19 protein-coding genes are annotated in these 17,470 nt (G+C 70.7%); 10 read left to right on the top strand and 9 right to left on the bottom strand.

Features of this window, described 5'->3' with window-relative positions; genetic code table 11:
* Positions 1–156 precede the first annotated feature (156 nt).
* Positions 157–1,128, bottom strand: coding sequence for a COX15/CtaA family protein (locus tag FHR78_RS00700; RefSeq protein ID WP_166758621.1), 972 nt, complete (start codon positions 1,126–1,128; stop codon positions 157–159).
* 290 nt (positions 1,129–1,418) lie between these two features.
* Here FHR78_RS00700 and sufB point away from each other — a divergent pair, with 290 nt between their 5' ends.
* From sufB to FHR78_RS00675, 5 genes are read left to right on the top strand one after another with little or no spacing between them, the layout of a single operon-like run.
* Positions 1,419–2,837 carry a Fe-S cluster assembly protein SufB gene (gene sufB, locus FHR78_RS00695; protein ID WP_166758620.1) on the top strand — a complete coding sequence of 473 codons (1,419 nt, stop codon included), beginning with the start codon at positions 1,419–1,421 and terminating at the stop codon, positions 2,835–2,837.
* Complete coding sequence (gene sufD / locus FHR78_RS00690) at positions 2,838–4,061, top strand: Fe-S cluster assembly protein SufD (RefSeq protein ID WP_166758619.1); 1,224 nt, start codon at positions 2,838–2,840, stop codon at positions 4,059–4,061.
* A complete protein-coding gene (locus tag FHR78_RS00685; RefSeq protein ID WP_166758618.1) occupies positions 4,061–4,396 on the top strand; it encodes a non-heme iron oxygenase ferredoxin subunit in 336 nt (111 codons plus the stop codon). The genes sufD and FHR78_RS00685 overlap by 1 nt, the downstream gene beginning before the upstream one ends.
* A gap of 11 nt (positions 4,397–4,407) precedes the next feature.
* Complete coding sequence (sufC, locus tag FHR78_RS00680; RefSeq protein ID WP_166758617.1) at positions 4,408–5,199, top strand: Fe-S cluster assembly ATPase SufC; 792 nt, start codon at positions 4,408–4,410, stop codon at positions 5,197–5,199.
* Between the two features lie 2 nt (positions 5,200–5,201).
* Positions 5,202–5,534: a metal-sulfur cluster assembly factor gene (locus FHR78_RS00675; RefSeq protein ID WP_146900878.1), complete on the top strand. Its 333-nt coding sequence runs from the start codon at positions 5,202–5,204 to the stop codon at positions 5,532–5,534.
* 70 nt (positions 5,535–5,604) lie between these two features.
* On the opposite strand, the gene FHR78_RS00670 is transcribed toward FHR78_RS00675, so the two are convergent.
* On the bottom strand, positions 5,605–6,210 hold the full coding sequence (locus FHR78_RS00670; RefSeq protein WP_166758616.1) for a biotin transporter BioY: 606 nt from the start codon (positions 6,208–6,210) through the stop codon (positions 5,605–5,607).
* 150 nt (positions 6,211–6,360) lie between these two features.
* Here FHR78_RS00670 and FHR78_RS00665 point away from each other — a divergent pair, with 150 nt between their 5' ends.
* A complete protein-coding gene (locus FHR78_RS00665; protein WP_166758615.1) occupies positions 6,361–7,959 on the top strand; it encodes an ATP-binding cassette domain-containing protein in 1,599 nt (532 codons plus the stop codon).
* A 72-nt stretch (positions 7,960–8,031) separates the two neighbouring features.
* Here FHR78_RS00665 and FHR78_RS00660 read toward each other — a convergent pair whose 3' ends face one another.
* Genes FHR78_RS00660 through FHR78_RS00655 form a run of 3 tightly spaced genes read right to left on the bottom strand, consistent with a single transcriptional unit; the run spans position 8,032 to position 9,487 of the window.
* On the bottom strand, positions 8,032–8,904 hold the full coding sequence (locus FHR78_RS00660; RefSeq protein ID WP_347877990.1) for an SURF1 family cytochrome oxidase biogenesis protein: 873 nt from the start codon (positions 8,902–8,904) through the stop codon (positions 8,032–8,034).
* Positions 8,901–9,146 (bottom strand): hypothetical protein, encoded by a 246-nt coding sequence (locus FHR78_RS14805; RefSeq protein WP_208392805.1) that lies wholly within the window; start codon positions 9,144–9,146, stop codon positions 8,901–8,903. The genes FHR78_RS00660 and FHR78_RS14805 overlap by 4 nt, the downstream gene beginning before the upstream one ends.
* Complete coding sequence (locus FHR78_RS00655) at positions 9,146–9,487, bottom strand: DUF3099 domain-containing protein (protein WP_166758613.1); 342 nt, start codon at positions 9,485–9,487, stop codon at positions 9,146–9,148. Before FHR78_RS00655 ends, FHR78_RS14805 begins: the two co-directional genes overlap by 1 nt.
* A 126-nt stretch (positions 9,488–9,613) precedes the next feature.
* Here FHR78_RS00655 and fabG point away from each other — a divergent pair, with 126 nt between their 5' ends.
* Positions 9,614–10,324, top strand: a complete 711-nt coding sequence (fabG, locus tag FHR78_RS00650; protein WP_166758612.1) for a 3-oxoacyl-ACP reductase FabG — start codon at positions 9,614–9,616, stop codon at positions 10,322–10,324.
* Between the two features lie 37 nt (positions 10,325–10,361).
* On the opposite strand, the gene serB is transcribed toward fabG, so the two are convergent.
* On the bottom strand, positions 10,362–11,000 hold the full coding sequence (gene serB, locus FHR78_RS00645) for a phosphoserine phosphatase SerB (protein ID WP_166758611.1): 639 nt from the start codon (positions 10,998–11,000) through the stop codon (positions 10,362–10,364).
* An 82-nt stretch (positions 11,001–11,082) separates the two neighbouring features.
* Positions 11,083–12,324: a glucose-1-phosphate adenylyltransferase gene (locus tag FHR78_RS00640; RefSeq protein WP_166758610.1), complete on the bottom strand. Its 1,242-nt coding sequence runs from the start codon at positions 12,322–12,324 to the stop codon at positions 11,083–11,085.
* Positions 12,325–12,371: 47 nt separating this feature from the next.
* On the opposite strand from FHR78_RS00640, the gene glgA reads away from it, so the two are divergent.
* The 3 genes from glgA to FHR78_RS00625 all read left to right on the top strand — a co-directional run bounded on the left by glgA (position 12,372) and on the right by FHR78_RS00625 (position 14,720).
* Positions 12,372–13,556 carry a glycogen synthase gene (glgA, locus tag FHR78_RS00635; RefSeq protein ID WP_166758609.1) on the top strand — a complete coding sequence of 395 codons (1,185 nt, stop codon included), beginning with the start codon at positions 12,372–12,374 and terminating at the stop codon, positions 13,554–13,556.
* Between the two features lie 10 nt (positions 13,557–13,566).
* Positions 13,567–14,352 (top strand): ABC transporter ATP-binding protein, encoded by a 786-nt coding sequence (locus tag FHR78_RS00630; protein WP_166758608.1) that lies wholly within the window; start codon positions 13,567–13,569, stop codon positions 14,350–14,352.
* Positions 14,353–14,471: 119 nt separating this feature from the next.
* Complete coding sequence (locus FHR78_RS00625) at positions 14,472–14,720, top strand: type B 50S ribosomal protein L31 (protein WP_043594989.1); 249 nt, start codon at positions 14,472–14,474, stop codon at positions 14,718–14,720.
* A gap of 122 nt (positions 14,721–14,842) precedes the next feature.
* On the opposite strand, the gene FHR78_RS00620 is transcribed toward FHR78_RS00625, so the two are convergent.
* Both FHR78_RS00620 and treS read right to left on the bottom strand, forming a co-directional pair.
* Complete coding sequence (locus tag FHR78_RS00620; protein ID WP_166759634.1) at positions 14,843–15,568, bottom strand: exonuclease domain-containing protein; 726 nt, start codon at positions 15,566–15,568, stop codon at positions 14,843–14,845.
* 97 nt (positions 15,569–15,665) lie between these two features.
* On the bottom strand, positions 15,666–17,405 hold the full coding sequence (treS, locus tag FHR78_RS00615; protein ID WP_166758607.1) for a maltose alpha-D-glucosyltransferase: 1,740 nt from the start codon (positions 17,403–17,405) through the stop codon (positions 15,666–15,668).
* Positions 17,406–17,470 lie beyond the last annotated feature (65 nt).

Genomic DNA, 17,470 nt, shown 5'->3' with positions numbered 1-17,470 from the left:
GACCGGCAGCCGCTCCTCCGCGACGGGCTGTCGACGGCCGGCTGACCGACCTCGACGCACGTCACGGGTCCGTCGCCCTCGGGGACGACGACCTCGACCTCGACCTCGACCTCGACGACGGTCCGGCGCGCACCGACCCGCGGCCGGCACGACGCCTCAGGCGCGGACGGCCTCGGGGGAGCCGAGCGGCAGCTGGGCCTCCGAGGGGCTCTGGTCCTCGCGCAGGGACAGCACCACGGCCGTCGTGGCGGCGACCAGGAGCGCGGCGAGCACCATGTGGCTGCCCACGAGGAGCGGCGGGAGACCGGTGCGCGCCTGCGTGATGCCGACCGCGATCTGGACCAGCTCGACGGCGAGGAGCGCCAGGGGGAACCGCCGGGGGAGCCCCGTGCGGAGCGTCCAGGCGACCAGCGCCACGGTGAGGGCGAGCGTGGCGTAGGCCGGCCAGCTGTGCACGTGGTCCATCACCGCCGGGTCGAGGCCGTTGCGGGGCGTGGCGGCGTCGCCGGCGTGCGGGCCCGAGCCGGTCGTCAGCACCCCGACGACGACCGTCACCAGCACGACGCCCGAGAGGACGTGGACGAGGCGCGCGTAGCCACGGGGAGTGGCCGCGTGGCCGCCCCGAGGCCCGCGGAGCACCCGCCAGACGAAGGTCGTCGCGAGGGCGACGAGCGCGATGGACACGAGGAAGTGCGCGCCCACGATGTACGGGTTGAGGCCCGTGAGGACCGTGATGCCCCCGAGCACGGCCTGGAGGGGGATGCTCATGCCCTGCGCGAAGGTGAGCCAGAACAGCTCGCGGCGGACCGCGCGCATGCGGAGGACGAAGAGGAACGCGAGGATGACGACCGCGGTGAGCACGAACGTGAGGAGGCGGTTGCCGAACTCGATGACGCCGTGCACGCCCATCTCGGGAGTGCTCACGAAGGAGTCGGCGGTGCAGCGCGGCCACGTCGGGCAGCCCAGCCCGGACCCGGTGAGCCGCACCGCGCCTCCCGTGCCGATCAGCAGGACCTGGCAGACGAGCGACGCCCAGGCGACGAAGCGGACGCGACGGTCGGTCGTGGTCGGCAGCCACCGCCAGAGGCGCGTGGCGGGGCCGGGCCGGGTCACCTGTGCGTTGCTCACGAGTTGCTGCCTTTCGTCACATCCGCCGCTCGGCCCTGTAGAATCGAGGAGTTCAGGGACACACCCGACTCAGGCGTCGACGACGACGCCCGAGGGCCGTGAGATCCGCAGAAGCGGTGCGCGGACCTCGCATCATCCTAAGCAACGCCGGCTCCGCCTCCGCTCCACGCAGGCAGGTCGTCGAGGCTCGTCGGGGCGTCCGTCTCGCAGCGCGAGCGGCTGGGCCACCATCCGACCGGGGAATGGTCACGACCCGACCCGTGTTCGGCCCAGCAGAGAAAGAGGTAGTCATGTCAGACGTGTTGATCGACCGACCAGAGCTCGAGAGCCTGGGGCAGTACGAGTTCGGCTGGTCCGACTCGGACGCTGCGGGCGCATCCGCCCGCCGCGGCATCTCTCCCGAGGTCGTGAGCGACATCTCGGCGCTGAAGAGCGAGCCCGAGTGGATGCTCAAGAACCGCCTCAAGGGCCTCGCGCTCTTCGAGCGCAAGCCGATGCCGACCTGGGGCGCCGACCTCTCCGGCATCGACTTCGACAACATCAAGTACTTCGTCCGCTCCACCGAGAAGCAGGCGACGACGTGGGACGAGCTCCCCGACGACATCAAGAACACGTACGAGAAGCTGGGCATCCCCGAGGCCGAGCGCAACCGCCTCGTCGCCGGCGTCGCCGCGCAGTACGAGTCCGAGGTCGTCTACCACCAGATCCGCGAGGACCTGGAGGAGCAGGGCGTCATCTTCATGGACACGGACACGGCCCTGCGCGAGCACCCCGAGTTCTTCCAGGAGCACTTCGGCACCGTCATCCCCGCCGGCGACAACAAGTTCGCCGCGCTGAACACGGCGGTGTGGTCGGGCGGGTCGTTCGTGTACGTGCCCAAGGGCGTCCACGTCGAGATCCCCCTCCAGGCGTACTTCCGCATCAACACCGAGAACATGGGCCAGTTCGAGCGGACGCTGATCATCGCGGACGAGGGCAGCTACGTCCACTACATCGAGGGCTGCACGGCGCCGATCTACAAGAGCGACTCGCTGCACTCGGCCGTCGTCGAGATCATCGTCAAGAAGAACGCCCGCGTGCGGTACACGACCATCCAGAACTGGTCGAACAACGTCTACAACCTCGTCACCAAGCGGGCCATCGCCCACGAGGGCGCAACGATGGAGTGGATCGACGGCAACATCGGCTCCAAGGTGACGATGAAGTACCCGTCCATCTACCTCGTCGGCGAGCACGCCAAGGGCGAGACGCTGTCCGTCGCCTTCGCCGGTCCCGGCCAGCACCAGGACGCCGGCGCGAAGATGATCCACATGGCGCCGTACACGACGTCGTCGATCGTCTCGAAGTCGATCGCCCGAGGCGGCGGCCGTGCCGGCTACCGCGGCGAGGTCCGAGTCGACGACGCCGCGCACCACTCGGCCAACACGGTGCGCTGTGACGCGCTGCTGGTCGACACCGTCTCGCGGTCGGACACCTACCCTGCGATCGACATCCGCGTCGACGACGTGCAGCTCGGCCACGAGGCCACGGTCTCGCGCGTCAGTGAGGAACAGCTCTTCTACCTGATGTCGCGAGGCATGGCCGAGGACGAGGCCATGGCCATGATCGTGCGCGGGTTCATCGAGCCCATCGCCCGCGAGCTGCCCATGGAGTACGCGCTCGAGCTCAACAAGCTCATCGAGATGAGCATGGAAGGATCCGTCGGCTAGATGTCCGCCGCAGCACCCACCACCACAGATCCCGCGCCCCAGGGCGTCCAGCACGGCGCGGCGGCGCACAGCGACGGCGGATGGGGCCTCGTGCCCGTCCAGACCCGCTCTGCCCGCTTCCGCTCCACCGACCCCGCGGCCTTCGCCGACGTGACCGGCCGGGAGGTCGACTGGAAGCTCAGTCCGGTCGACCGCCTCCGTCCCCTCATCGACGGCGTCCTCGACGGTTCCCCGTACGCCTACCTGGCCCGGGAGACCGGCGGGGCGGCCGTCGACTGGGTCGGTCGGGACGACGCGCGCGTCGGCACGGCCGGCTCGCCCGAGGACAAGGCCTCCTCGAACGCGTGGGCCGCCACCGAGAAGGTCCTGGCGGTCACCCTCACCGGCGACGAGCCGTCGACCGTCACCATCGGTCGCTCCGGTCTCGACCGCGAACCCCGGGCCGGTCACACGCTGATCCACGCGACGGCGAACACCCGCTCGCTCGTGGTGCTCCGCAACACCGGATCCGCCCAGCTCGTCGAGAACGTCGAGATCGTCGTCGACGACGGCGCACAGCTCACCGTCGTGACCCTGCAGGAGTGGGACGACGACGCGATCCACCTCGCGAGCCACTTCGCCACGATCGGCCGTGACGCGCAGCTCAAGCACTTCGTCGTGTCGCTCGGCGGCTCGGTCGTCCGCGTCAACCCGTCCGCCCACCTCGCGGGGCAGGGCTCGGACGCCGAGCTCTACGGCGTCTACTTCGCCGACGCGGGCCAGCACCTCGAGCAGCAGGTCTACGTGCACCACGACGCGCCGAACAGCCGCAGCCGCGTCAACTACAAGGGAGCCCTGCAGGGCGAGGGGGCCCGCACCGTCTGGATCGGCGACGTGCTCATCGCACGCTCGGCGCCCGGCACCGACAGCTACGAGCAGAACCGCAACCTCGTGCTCAGCGAGGGCACCCGCGCCGACTCCATCCCGAACCTCGAGATCGAGACGGGCGACATCGCCGGTGCCGGCCACGCCAGCGCCACGGGCCGGTTCGACGACGAGCACCTCTTCTACCTGCAGTCGCGCGGCATCTCGGAGCACGAGGCGCGGCGTCTGGTCGTCCTCGGGTTCCTCAGCGAGGTCGTGCAGAAGATCGGCGAGCCCGAGCTCCAGGAGCGCCTCATCGACGCCCTCGAGGTCGAGCTGACCGCGGGCGAGGGCCTCCCCACCGCCGGGTCGGTCGCCTGATGGCCGGCGTCAGGGTCTGCGGCGTCGACGACGTCGCGCCCGCCCAGGCCAAGAGGGTCGTCGTCGACGGCATCGCCGTCGCCGTCGTCAAGGACAGCGCGGGCGACATCCACGCCATCGGCGACACGTGCACGCACGGCGACATCTCGCTCTCCGAGGGCTTCGTCGAGGACGACTCGCTCGAGTGCTGGGCGCACGGCTCGAAGTTCGAGCTGACGACCGGCACGCCGAAGACCCTCCCCGCCTACGAACCTGTCCCGGTCTTCCGTGTCACCGTCGTCGACGGTGACGTGTACGTCGACACCGCCGCGTCGTCCGCCGACGTCGCACAGTAAGGAAAGAACGCATGTCCACTCTCGAGATCCGCGACCTCAAGGTCAGCATCGACACCGACCAGGGCACCAAGCCCATCCTCAAGGGCGTCGACCTGACCATCAAGGAGGGCGAGATCCACGCCGTCATGGGCCCGAACGGCTCCGGCAAGTCCACCCTCGCGTACACGATCGCCGGGCACCCCCGCTACAACGTCGACGGAGGCAGCATCCTGCTCGACGGGCGCGAGGTGCTCGACATGTCGGTCGACGAGCGCGCGAAGGCCGGGCTGTTCCTGGCCATGCAGTACCCCGTCGAGATCCCCGGCGTCACCGTGGCGAACTTCCTGCGCACGGCGAAGACGGCCCTCGACGGCGAGGCCCCCGCGATCCGCACCTGGATCAAGGACCTCCGCACCCACATGAGCGACCTCAAGATGGACGCCTCTTTCGCGGAGCGGAACGTCAACGAGGGCTTCTCGGGCGGCGAGAAGAAGCGCCACGAGATCATGCAGCTCGAGCTGCTGAAGCCCAAGTTCGCCGTCCTCGACGAGACGGACTCCGGCCTCGACGTCGACGCTCTGAAGATCGTGTCGGAGGGCGTCAACCGCGCCAAGGCCAACACGGGCCTCGGTCTGCTGATGATCACCCACTACACGCGCATCCTCCGGTACATCAAGCCCGACTTCGTCCACGTCTTCGTCGACGGCCACGTCGCCGAGCAGGGCGGCCCCGAGCTCGCGGACCGTCTCGAGGACGAGGGCTACGACCGCTACGTCAGCGCGGCGGCCGCCGCGGCCGGCGAGACGACCCCGGCGGTCGGCTGACCATGGCCGTCGCTCTCGCCCCCGAGAAGTTCGACGCGACCATCGAGGCCCTGAAGGAGGTCGTCGACCCCGAGCTCGGGGTGAACATCGTCGACCTCGGCCTCATCTACGACCTCGCCATGGACGAGGAGCACGAGAACGCCCTCATCATCAGCATGACGCTGACGTCGGCGGGCTGCCCGCTCACCGACGTGATCGAGGCCGACACGGCGAACGCGCTCGACGGCGTCGTCGACGCGTTCCGCATCAACTGGGTCTGGATGCCCCCGTGGGGCCCGGACCGCATCACCGACGACGGTCGGGACATGATGCGGGCCATCGGCTTCTCCATCTAGGACGCCGCACGCACGACGAGAGCCCCGGTCGGGATCGACCGGGGCTCTCGTCGTGCGCGGGGAGGCGGCGTCAGCGGCCGAGACGCCCCAGGGCGCGCCAGGCCAGCGGCAGCGCCGACGCGGCGATGAGCCACTTGGCGACGCCGCCCACGATGAACGGGTAGACGCCCAGGGCCAGGACGTTGCCGAGGGACGCGTCGACGCCGAGCTGAGCGAGGACGACGGCCATGTAGGGGAGACCTGTCGCGAACGGGATGAGGCTCGCCAGGAAGAACGCCACCGCCGACAGCCACCACTTCTTGTCCCAGTCGCGCTGCGAGAGCCAGCCGATGACCAGGGCGGCGGGGACGAATCCGAGGACGAACCCGAAGCTCGGGCGCAGGACGCTGAGCGGGCCGCCGGTGAACTCGGCGAAGATCGGGAGCCCGGCGACGCCGAGGACGAGGTACGTCAGCATGGACAGGGCGCCCCGACGGGCGCCGAGCGTCGCGCCCACGAGCATCACCGCGAGGGTCTGACCCGTGATGGGCACGGGCCACATCGGCACCTGCACCTGCGCCAGGGCCGCGGTGAAGCCGACCCCGCCGAGCACCAGGGCCACGTCGGTCGCCCAGCTGCGGGCCACGAGCCGGTCGGCGAGGACCGGCCGCGAGATCGTTGCGGCGGTGTCAGTCATGCGAGTCTCCTAGAATGGGTAGGTTGATCGGCCGAGCGGCTGGTCGGCAGCGCAGTGCTGCGACCCCTCTCCACGCGACGTCCTCATCCTAGAGGCGGCCCTCCACCGGGCCCCGTTGTGGACATCTCCCCAATCGATTGGACTTCTGCTGTGCTTTCCGTGCACGACCTCGAGATCCGCGTCGGAGCGCGCCTGCTCATGGCCGACGTGAGCTTCCGCGTCGACAAGGGCGACAAGATCGGTCTGGTCGGTCGCAACGGCGCCGGCAAGACGACCATGACCAAGACGCTCGCCGGCGAGACCATGCCGACGGGCGGCAAGATCGAGCGCTCGGGCGAGATCGGCTACCTGCCCCAGGACCCGCGCAGCGGGAACCCCGAAGACCTTGCGCGCACCCGCATCCTGGACGCCCGCGGCCTCGGCCAGCTCCTGCTGGGCATCCAGGAGGCGTCGCTCGCGATGGGCGACCCCGACCCCGACGTCGCGGCGCGGGCCATGAAGCGCTACGGCGACCTCGACGATCAGTTCAACGCGCTCGGGGGCTACGCCGCGGAGGCGGAGGCCGCCTCGATCGCGAGCAACCTGAGCCTGCCCGACCGCATCCTCGACCAGCCCCTGTCGACCCTGTCCGGTGGTCAGCGGCGACGCATCGAGCTCGCGCGGATCCTCTTCTCGGCCGCCGACACGATGATCCTCGACGAGCCCACCAACCACCTCGACGCGGACAGCGTCGTCTGGCTGCGCGAGTACCTCAAGACGTACCAGGGCGGCGTCATCGTCATCAGCCACGACATCGAGCTCGTCGAGGAGGTCGTCAACCGGGTCTTCTACCTCGACGCGAACCGCCAGTCCATCGACGTCTACAACATGGGCTGGCGCAACTACCAGCGCCAGCGCGCCGCCGACGAGGAACGCCGCAAGAAGGAGCGCAGCAACGCCGAGAAGCAGGCCTCCGCCCTGCAGAAGCAGGCCGCCCGCTTCGGGGCCAAGGCCTCGAAGGCCGCCGCCGCCCACCAGATGGTCGCCCGCGCCGAGAAGCTGCTGTCCGGCCTCGAGGAGGTGCGTGCTGTCGACCGCGTCGCCAAGCTGAGGTTCCCGACGCCCGCCGCCTGCGGCAAGACGCCCCTGATGGCCTCGAACCTCTCGAAGAGCTACGGCTCGCTCGAGATCTTCACGGCCGTCGACCTCGCCATCGACCGCGGCTCGAAGGTCGTCATCCTGGGCCTCAACGGCGCCGGCAAGACCACGCTGCTGCGCATCCTGGCCAGCGTCGACGAGCCCGACACCGGGCAGCTCGAGCCCGGTCACGGCCTCCGGGTCGGCTACTACGCGCAGGAACACGAGACGATCGACGTCAAGCGCAGCGTGCTCGAGAACATGGTCTCGTCGTCCCCGAACATCACCGAGACCGAGGCGCGCCGCGTGCTGGGCTCGTTCCTGTTCACCGGGGACGACTCCGCGAAGCCGGCGGGCGTGCTCTCCGGCGGCGAGAAGACACGACTGGCCCTGGCCATGATCGTCGTCTCGGGCGCGAACGTCCTCCTCCTCGACGAGCCCACGAACAACCTCGACCCCGCCAGCCGCCTCGAGATCCTCGACGCACTGGCGAACTACGAGGGCGCCGTCGTGCTCGTCAGCCACGACGAGGGCGCCGTCGAGGCGCTGAACCCCGAGCGCGTGCTGATCATGCCCGAGGGCACCGAGGACCACTGGACGAAGGACTACTCCGACCTCATCAACCTGGCCTGACGCGGGCCTGCACACGACGACGCCGCCCGGACACCTCCGGGCGGCGTCGTCGTGCACGGGCCTCGGTGCGGCTCAGCGGCCGGCGGCGTCGAGCAGCTCGTCCTCTTCTTCGTGGTCGGCGCGGGGGCGCGACGCTCGTCGGCGCTCTCGCTCGGCCGCCTCCTCCGGGGTCTCGTCGTCGGCCTCGTCGAGCAGGCGGTTGCGGCGTTCCTGGCGGAAGACGTAGAAGAGGAACCCGAAGGCACCGACCGCGAACATGATCCACTGCACGAAGTACGACAGGTTCAGGCCCGTGTCGATCTCGGGCGCGCTGGCCTTGACGGGCGCCTCGGCAGGGGCAGGGTCCTCCGAGACGAGCTCGCCGTACGCGGCCCGGTAGATGTCGCCGTCGACGCGCTTCTGCACCTCGCTGAGCTGGATCGTCGCGATCTGGTTCGTGCCCGGGACGCCGGTCCGGTCGCCGAGGGCGGGCTCGCCCGGCTTGAGCCGGGCGGTGACGGTCACCTCGCCCGTCGGGGGAGCCGGCACCTCGTCGGGGGCGTCCTGGTCGTTGCCCGTCGGCACCCAGCCGCGGTCGACCACGAAGACGTCGCCTCCGGTCACCTGGAACGGCACGAGGACGTCGAAGCCGGGCTGGCCGTTGAGGGGCCTGTTGCGGACGAGCAGCTCGTCGTCGACGAGGTAGCGCCCGGTCATCGAGACGGGCTGCCACTCGAGGGCCGGGTCGTACGAGGACAACTCGGGCAGCGCCTCCTGCAGGGGGACGGGCGTCGCGTCGTAGCGCTGCTCGAGCTGGCGGACGACGGCGGCCTTCTCTTCGTGCCTGCTCCACTGCCAGTGGGCGAGCAGGCCGCAGATCGTCGCGAAGACGACGACGACCGCGAGGTACCCCAGCCACTTCGTGGCGGGGGTGGTGCGGGCCGTGACCGACCCGGGCGCCCTCACCGCGCCTCCTGCTCGACCCGCTCGACCGTCTCGCCCGCGGGCGTCAGGACGACGGGGAAGTCGCGGGCACGGAGGAACTCGGCGAGGTAGCCCACGTGCTCGTCGCAGGCCGACCAGACCTTGACGCGCTCGAGGCCGTGGATCTTGGGGTTGCGCCAGTTGACGGCGTGCACGGCCGCCTCGGTGCAGCCCGCTCGGGAGCACTGGACGTCGCCGGGGCCCGGCTGCCCGATGCCGAGCATCACCGCGGCACCCCGTCGGCGCCGACCACGGGGTCGTCGTCGGGGTCGTGCGGGGCGGGCGGCGACCACGGCTGCTGCGGTGCGCGCCAGACCTCGACGCCGCCGGGGCGCTCGACATCTTGGCCCGTCTCGTGGCCGACGTTCGCGAGCACGACGGCCACGTAGGGGATGACGACGGCGCCGAGGACGGGGATCAGCGTCCACCAGCTGAGGGGGATGACGAAGCAGAGGGCGATGCACACGATGCGGATGCCCGTCGCCAGCAGGTAACGGCGCATGCGCGCGTGACGGTCGTCAGCAGGCGACGGGGGGAGCGTGGTGATCGGGTTCGATGTCTTCATGGCCTCACGGGCTCGGGACGCCGAGGGTCGGCGCGCAGCACGATCGTAACTCCGACGACCGACAGTAGGCTGGCACGCGGTCCCCGGACCAGAGCACCCCCGTCGTCGATCCCGAGGAGCACCACCATGACCACCCCCCGCACCGTCCTCGTCACCGGCGGCAACCGAGGCATCGGGTTCGCCATCGCCGAGGAGTTCGTCGCCCAGGGACACCGCGTGGCCGTCACCGCCCGCAGCGGACAGGGCCCCGAGGGCACCCTCACGGTCGTCGCCGACGTGACCGACGCCGCGAGCGTGGACGCGGCATTCACCGCCGTCGAGGCCGAGCTCGGTCCCGTCGAGGTGGTCGTGGCCAACGCCGGCATCACCAAGGACGGCCTCCTCATGCGCATGACGGAGGACGACTTCACCTCGGTCGTCGACACCAACCTGGGCGGCGCGTTCCGCGTCGTGAAGCGCGCCTCGAAGGGGATGCTCAAGGCCCGCTTCGGCCGCATCGTGCTCGTGTCGAGCGTCGTCGGGCTGCTCGGCGGGGCCGGACAGGCCAACTACTCGGCGTCGAAGGCGGCCCTCGTCGGCTTCGCCCGGTCGCTGACGCGGGAGGTGGGCGCCCGCGGCATCACCGCGAACGTCGTGGCCCCGGGGTTCGTCGAGACCGACATGACGGCGGTGCTCCCCGAGGAGCAGCAGGCCGACTACAAGAAGAGCATCCCGGCCGGCCGCTTCGGGACCGCGGCCGAGGTCGCCAAGGCGATCACCTGGCTGGCGAGCGACGACGCCGGGTACATCTCGGGCGCGGTCGTCCCGGTCGACGGCGGCCTGGGCATGGGCCACTAGGCCGGCAGCCCGCCGGCAGGCCGTCGGCCCGGCCGCCTCAGCCGCGCAGGCCGAGGAGGGGCAGCACCTGCGACAGGTCGCAGTGCGTGACGACGACGTCGGCCCTGTCCCGCACGCGGGGCTTGGCGTTGAAGGCCACGGAGAGCGCGGCGGCCTCCATCATCAGCAGGTCGTTGGCCCCGTCGCCGACGGCGACCGTGTGGGCGGAGGCGACCCCCGCCTCCTCGGCCCACTCGCGGAGGGCCGCGGCCTTGCCCGCGGCGTCGACGACGGGGCCCTCGACGCGGCCGGTCAGCGTGCCGTCGACGACCTCGAGCCGGTTGGCCCGCCAGAAGTCGAGGCCGAGACCGTCGGCGATGGGGTCGAGCACCTCGTGGAACCCGCCGGAGACGACGCCGACGACGCTGCCGTGGGCGTGCAGCCCGGCGACCAGCTCGGGGACGCCGGCGGTGACGCGGATGCGCGAGGCGGCGTCCGCGAACACGGACGAGGGCAGCCCGGCGAGCGTGGCGACCCGGGCGTGCAGGCTCTCGGCGAAGTCGAGCTCGCCCGCCATGGCCCGCTCGGTGATCGCGGCGACCTCGTCGCGCGAGCCGGCGGCCTCGGCGAGGATCTCGATGACCTCGTCCTCGATGAGAGTGGAGTCGACGTCGAGGACGGTCAGGAAGCGGGGCACGCGATCACCCTAACGTCCGGCCGAGACGCGACCGGCCCGCGACGTCACCGTGCGTCACGGCGACGAGGCGGGCCCGGCGGCGTCAGCGGTCGACGCGGACGCCCTTGCCCACGACGGTGATGCCCGACGGCGTCACGGTGAAGCCTCGCGCCCGGTCGGCCTCGGCGTCGACGCCGACCGAGGCGCCCTCGGCGATGACGACGTCCTTGTCGAGGATCGCGCGGTTGACCGTGGCGTTCGGCCCGATGTGCGCCCGCTCGAAGACGATCGAGTCGACGACGCGGGAGCCCGAGTCGAGGGTGCACCACGGGCCGAGCACGCTGCGCTCGACGTGGGCGCCGGAGAGGAGCGACCCGAGCGAGACCACCGAGTCGATCGTCGTGCCCAGGTTGCCCAGGCCGTCGCGGACGAACTTGGCGGGCGGCGAGTTGAGCTGTTGGCTGAAGATCGGCCAGTCGGTGTTGTAGAGGTTGAAGATCGGCAGCGCCGAGATGAGGTCGCGGTGCGCGTCGTAGAACGAGTCGATGGTGCCGACGTCGCGCCAGTAGTAGCGGTCGCGCTCGGTCGAGCCCGGGACGTCGTTGCGGTTCAGGTCGTAGACGGCCGCGTCGCCCCGCGAGACGAAGTCCGGCACGATGTCGCCGCCCATGTCGTGGTTCGAGTCCGGCTTCTCGCCGTCGCGCAGCACGGCGTCGATCAGCACGTCGGCGTCGAAGACGTAGTTGCCCATCGAGGCGAGGATCTCGTCGGGGGAGTCGGGCAGACCGGTCGCGTCGGTCGGCTTCTCGAGGAACCGGCCGATGCGGGTCGGGTCGTCGCCGTCGACCTCGATGACGCCGAACTGGTCGGCGAGCGAGATCGGCTGGCGGATGGCCGCGACGGTGACGCCGGCGCCCGAGGCGATGTGCGCCTCCACCATCTGCTCGAAGTCCATCCGGTAGACGTGGTCGGCGCCGACCACGACGACGATGTCGGGCTTCTCGTCGCGCAGCAGGTTGAGGCTCTGCAGGATGGCGTCGGCGCTGCCGGCGAACCACCGCTTGCCGAGGCGCTGCTGGGCCGGCACCGAGGCCACGTACGCGCCCAGGAGCCCCTCGATCGACCAGGTCTGCGAGACGTGGCGGTCGAGGCTGTGCGACTTGTACTGCGTCAGGACGACGATCTGGCGCAGACCCGAGTTGATGAGGTTCGAGAGCGCGAAGTCGATGAGGCGGTAGTTGCCGCCGAAGGGGACCGCGGGCTTGGCCCGGTCGGCGGTGAGCGGCATGAGGCGCTTGCCCTCGCCCCCCGCCAGGACGATGCCGAAGATCTTCTTTGATGCCATGCGGCCAGAATGGCACGTTTCCGAGCCGCACGACTACGGTGATGCTCGTGCGAGTCGATGTCATCACCAAGGAATATCCGCCGAACGTCTACGGAGGCGCCGGCGTCCACGTCGTCGAGCTCGCGAAGGCGCTGAGGCAGTCGATCGAGGTGCAGGTCCGTGCCTTCGGCGACGTCGACCCCGAGCCCGACACGACGGGCTACCCCGACCTGGCCGAGCTGTCGGCCGCGAACGGCGCCCTGCGCACCCTCGGCACCGACGTGCGCATCGCGCAGGACGTCGCGGGCGCCGACATCGTGCACAGCCACACCTGGTACGCCAACGCCGCGGGGCAGCTCGCCCAGATGCTGCACGACGTCCCCCACGTGCTCACCGCCCACAGCCTCGAGCCCCTGCGCCCGTGGAAGGCCGAGCAGCTCGGCGGCGGCTACCGCGTCTCGAGCTGGATCGAGCGACAGGCCTACGAGACCGCGGACGCCGTCATCGCCGTCAGCGAGGGCATGCGCCGCGACATCCTGCGGTCGTACCCGGGCATCGACGAGCAGAAGGTCAGCGTCGTCTACAACGGCATCGACCTCGAGGCCTGGCAGCGCGTCGACGACGCCGAGGTCGTGCGCGGGCTCGGCATCGACCCCGATCGCCCGTCGGTCGTCTTCGTCGGCCGCATCACCCGCCAGAAGGGCCTGCCCTACCTGCTCCGCGCCGCGAAGCTGCTGCCCGCCGACGTGCAGCTCGTGCTCTGCGCCGGCGCTCCCGACACCCCCGAGATCATGGCCGAGGTGAGCGGCCTCGTCCATGAGCTGCAGGAGGAGCGGACCGGCGTGGTCTGGATCGAGCGCGTCCTGCCCCGTCACGAGCTCAGCGCGGTGCTCAGCGCCGCCACGACCTTCGTCTGCCCGTCCGTGTACGAGCCCCTCGGCATCGTCAACCTCGAGGCGATGGCCTGCGGCGTCCCCGTCGTCGGCTCCGACACGGGCGGCATCCCCGAGGTCGTGGCCGACGGCCTCACCGGCCGCATCGTCCCCCTCGAGCAGGCGCAGGACGGCACCGGCACGCCCCTCGACCCCGAGAAGTTCGTCGCCGACCTGGCCCGGACGCTGACCGAGGTCGTGTCCGACCCCGCGCTCGCCCGGCTGATGGGCCGGGCAGGGCGCATGCGCGCGGAGAGCGAGTTCTCCTGGTCGCGGATCGCGGGCCGCACCCTCCAGGTCTACGAGACCCTGCGTCGCTAGGCTGTCGACCATGCCTACCGTCCTGCAGCTGACCGATGTCTCCCTCGTCCGCGGCGGCGTCCCCGTCGTCGACTCGCTGAGCTGGACCGTCGACTCGGACGAGCGCTGGGTCGTCCTCGGCCCGAACGGCGCGGGCAAGTCGTCGCTGCTGCAGGTGGCCGCCGCCCAGACCCACCCGAGCTCCGGCCGCGCCGAGGTGCTCGGCGGCGACCTGGGCCAGGTCGACCTCTTCGACCTGCGGCCGCGCATCGGGTTCGCCTCGACCACCATCGCTCGACGCATCCCCGCGAAGGAGAAGGTCGTCGACGTCGTCCTCACCGCCGCGTACTCCGTCACGGGCCGCTGGAACGAGGAGTACGAGACGGTCGACGTGCGCCGGGCCCACCGGGTGCTCGACGAGTGGAGCCTCGACCACCTGTCGGAGCGCACCTTCGGCGAGCTCAGCGACGGCGAGCAGAAGCGCGTCCAGATCGCCCGCGCGGTCATGACCGACCCCGAGCTGCTGCTGCTCGACGAGCCCGCCGCCAGCCTCGACCTCGGCGCCCGCGAAGAACTGCTCCGCATGCTGTCCGGGTACGCGCAGTCGGACGGCGCGCCCGCCATCGTCATGGTCACCCACCACGTCGAGGAGATCCCGCGGGGCTTCACCCACGCGCTGCTCCTCGACCGCGGCCGCGTCGTCGCCTCCGGTCCGATCGACGAGGTGGTCACGGCCGAGACCCTCGGCGCCACGTTCGGCGTCGAGCTCGAGGTCACGGCCGAGGACGGCCGCTACACGGCACGGTCGGCTCGCTGACCCCTCGCCTCCTTCGATCCGGCCCCGTGGTCTGGTATCGTTGACAGCTGGCCCGGAGCACTCGTGCGACCTGCCTCCCGAACTTCACACCACCATCCACCGCTAGACCTAGGACGATCATGAAGACCGACATCCACCCCGAGTACAAGCAGATCGTCTTCCGCGACCTCGCATCGGGCGCCACGTTCCTCACGCGCTCCACGACGACGAGCGACAAGACCATCGAGCTCGACGGTGAGACCTACCCGGTCATCGACGTCGAGATCTCGTCCGAGTCGCACCCGTTCTACACGGGCAAGCAGCGCATCCTCGACTCGGCCGGTCGCGTCGAGAAGTTCAACTCGCGCTACAAGAACTTCGGCAAGTAGGCCAGAGCCCCCAGAGGGCCAGAGCGCGCAGGGGCTCCGGCCCCGACGTCGACAGAGGCGGTCCACCACGGTGGGCCGCCTCTTCTGCGTCTCGGCGACCGCCGGAACGGGCAGTCGCCGGATCAGGCCCCGGGCAGCGAGCGGTGGGGCCACTCGCCCGACGTCGTGAACGTCGGGTCCTTGCGGCGCATGTACTCCTGGAACGACGCGGCCTGGGTCGAGCACCAGCCGATCTGCAGGTCGTGCAGGTCGGTGGTCGGCACGTCGAGCTGCTCGGGATAGCGCCGGGCCATGGCCTGGGCCACCCGCCCCGCCGCCACGGCGTCGGCCCCCGCGTCGTGCGCGTCGTCGAGGACGACGCCGTAGACGGAGGCGGCGGCCTCGAGGGTGCGCTTGCCCTTGCGGAAGCGGTCGACGGCCTTGTCGATCACCAGTGGGTCGATGACGCAGCCGATCTCGCCGACGTCGCCGAGCGGCTCGATGCCGTGGCGCCGCGCCTCGCGGTCGAGCAGGGTGAGGTCGTAGGGGGCGTTGTAGACCACGAGGGGCACGCCGCGCGCGAAGACGGCCCGCAGCGCCGCCACGATCTCGGCGACGACCTCGGCCGCGGGTCGCCCCTCGGCCCGCGCCCGCTCGGTGGAGATGCCGTGCACGGCGCTGGCCTGCTCGGGGATCTCGACGCCCGGGTCGGCGAGCCACTCGCCGTGCGCGATGCTGGCGCCGGACGCGTCGATCAGGCCCACGTGGGCCGTGACGATCCGGGCCGTCTCGACGTCGATGCCCGTCGTCTCGAGGTCGAAGACGCCCAGTGCCTTCCACCAGGCCGCGGGGACGTCGCCCGCCGGCACCGCGGCGGCGCCGCCGACCCTGCCCTCGTCGGTGCCCTCGGACGAGGGGACGAGGGGAACGGCGTCGGTGCGGTCGATCTGGCTCACGCCCCCGAGCCTAGGAGGCGCCGCCGACAGCCGCCGGCTGCTCCACGGGCACGTCGCCGACGTGGAGCCAGAAGAACTGCTGCGTGCCGAGCGTGATCGTGACCTTGCCCTCGGCGTCGAACGACGGGAACTGCGCGCCGCCGAAGAGGTCGAAGAGCGTGCGCCCGGCGAGGTGCGGCGCCGAGATGGTCACCGACGACGGGTTGTGCGCGAACGAGAACACGCACAGGACGTCCTCGGCCGAGGCGCCGAACTGGGTGCCCTCGCCCTCGTACGACCTCAGGAACGCGAGCACCGACTCCTGGTCGGTCTCGACGACCTCGAGCGTGCCGAGGCCGAAGACCGGGTGGGCCTTGCGGACGTGGATGACGTTGCGCACCCAGTGCAGCAGCGACCGCGACTGGGCCAGCTGGCTCTCGACGTTGACGAGGTTGTAGTTGTAGACGAGCGACTGCACGACGGGCAGGAACAGCTTGCCCGGGTCGGCCGTCGAGAACCCGGCGTTGCGGTCGGGCGTCCACTGCATCGGCGTGCGCGACGAGTCGCGGTCCGGCAGCCAGATGTTGTCGCCCATGCCGATCTCGTCGCCGTAGTACAGGAACGGGCTGCCGGGCAGGGCGAAGAGCAGGGCGTGCACGAGCTCGAGCTCGGCGCGGGAGTTGTCGAGCAGGGGCGCGAGGCGACGGCGGATGCCGATGTTCGAGCGCATGCGCGGGTCGTAGGCGTACCAGCCGTACATCGCCTGCCGGTACTCCTCGCTGACCATCTCGAGCGTGAGCTCGTCGTGGTTGCGCAGGAACACGGCCCAGGCGGCGCCCGGCGGCACCTCGGTGGTCTCGGACAGGATGCGCTTCAGCTCGGAGCCGTTCTGCGCCCGGAGCGAGTAGAAGATGCGCGGCATGACCGGGAAGTCGAAGGCCATGTGGCACTCGGGCTCGTCTTCCGTGCCGAAGAACGCCGCCGTCTCGGCGGGCCACTGGTTCGCCTCGGCGATGAGCACCCGCCCGGGGAACTCGTCGTCGACCATCCGGCGCAGGCGCTTGATGAACTCGTGCGTGGCGGGCTCGCCCTCGCCGTTGCCCTCCTCGGTCTCGAAGAGGTAGGGGATGGCGTCGAGCCGCAGCCCGTCGACGCCGAGGTCGAGCCAGTGGCGGACGACGTCGAAGACGGCCTCCTGCACGGCCGGGTTCTCGAAGTTGAGGTCGGGCTGGTGCGAGAAGAAGCGGTGGAAGAAGAACTGGCGGCGGACCGGGTCGAAGGTCCAGTTGGACTCCTCGGTGTCGACGAAGATGACCCGGATGTTCGAGTACTCCTCGTCGGTGTCGCGCCAGACGTAGAAGTCGCCGTACGGGCCCTCCGGGTCCTCCCGCGACTGCTGGAACCACTCGTGCTGGTCGGAGGTGTGGTTCAGCACCATGTCGATGACGATGCGCATGTTGCGCTCGTGCGACTTCGTCACGAGGTCGCGGAACTCGTCGAGCGTGCCGAACTCGGGCAGGATCGCCTTGTAGTCCTGGATGTCGTACCCGCCGTCGCGCAGCGGCGACTGGAAGAACGGGGGCAGCCACAGCGCGTCGACGCCGAGCCACTGCAGGTAGTCGAGCCGCGACAGCAGCCCCTGGAGGTCGCCGGCCCCGTCTCCGTTGCTGTCGACGAACGAGCGGACCATCACCTCGTAGAACACGGCACGACGGTGCCACGCGGGATCGAGGGTCAGACCGGGCTGCTGGATCGGGGCAGTGAAGCTCACCCGGCCAACTCTAGGACCGCACGGGGCCGAGCGCGCGCCCCTCGCCACGACCGGCTCCGTAGACT

Source organism: Frigoribacterium faeni, from assembly GCF_011761235.1.
GTDB classification, from domain to species: domain Bacteria; phylum Actinomycetota; class Actinomycetes; order Actinomycetales; family Microbacteriaceae; genus Frigoribacterium; species Frigoribacterium faeni_A.
This window is presented reverse-complemented; position numbering and strand designations above follow the sequence as displayed.

Bases quoted from the DNA above. Each gene is read 5' to 3' on its own strand.
- sufB (WP_166758620.1), top strand. From the start codon at position 1,419: ATGTCAGACGTGTTGATCGACCGACCAGAGCTCGAGAGCCTGGGGCAG.
- sufD (WP_166758619.1), top strand. From the start codon at position 2,838: ATGTCCGCCGCAGCACCCACCACCACAGATCCCGCGCCCCAGGGCGTC.
- FHR78_RS00685 (WP_166758618.1), top strand. From the start codon at position 4,061: ATGGCCGGCGTCAGGGTCTGCGGCGTCGACGACGTCGCGCCCGCCCAG.
- sufC (WP_166758617.1), top strand. From the start codon at position 4,408: ATGTCCACTCTCGAGATCCGCGACCTCAAGGTCAGCATCGACACCGAC.
- FHR78_RS00675 (WP_146900878.1), top strand. From the start codon at position 5,202: ATGGCCGTCGCTCTCGCCCCCGAGAAGTTCGACGCGACCATCGAGGCC.
- FHR78_RS00670 (WP_166758616.1), bottom strand. From the start codon at position 6,210: ATGACTGACACCGCCGCAACGATCTCGCGGCCGGTCCTCGCCGACCGG.
- FHR78_RS14805 (WP_208392805.1), bottom strand. From the start codon at position 9,146: ATGCTCGGCATCGGGCAGCCGGGCCCCGGCGACGTCCAGTGCTCCCGA.
- FHR78_RS00655 (WP_166758613.1), bottom strand. From the start codon at position 9,487: ATGAAGACATCGAACCCGATCACCACGCTCCCCCCGTCGCCTGCTGAC.
- fabG (WP_166758612.1), top strand. From the start codon at position 9,614: ATGACCACCCCCCGCACCGTCCTCGTCACCGGCGGCAACCGAGGCATC.
- FHR78_RS00640 (WP_166758610.1), bottom strand. From the start codon at position 12,324: ATGGCATCAAAGAAGATCTTCGGCATCGTCCTGGCGGGGGGCGAGGGC.
- FHR78_RS00630 (WP_166758608.1), top strand. From the start codon at position 13,567: ATGCCTACCGTCCTGCAGCTGACCGATGTCTCCCTCGTCCGCGGCGGC.
- FHR78_RS00625 (WP_043594989.1), top strand. From the start codon at position 14,472: ATGAAGACCGACATCCACCCCGAGTACAAGCAGATCGTCTTCCGCGAC.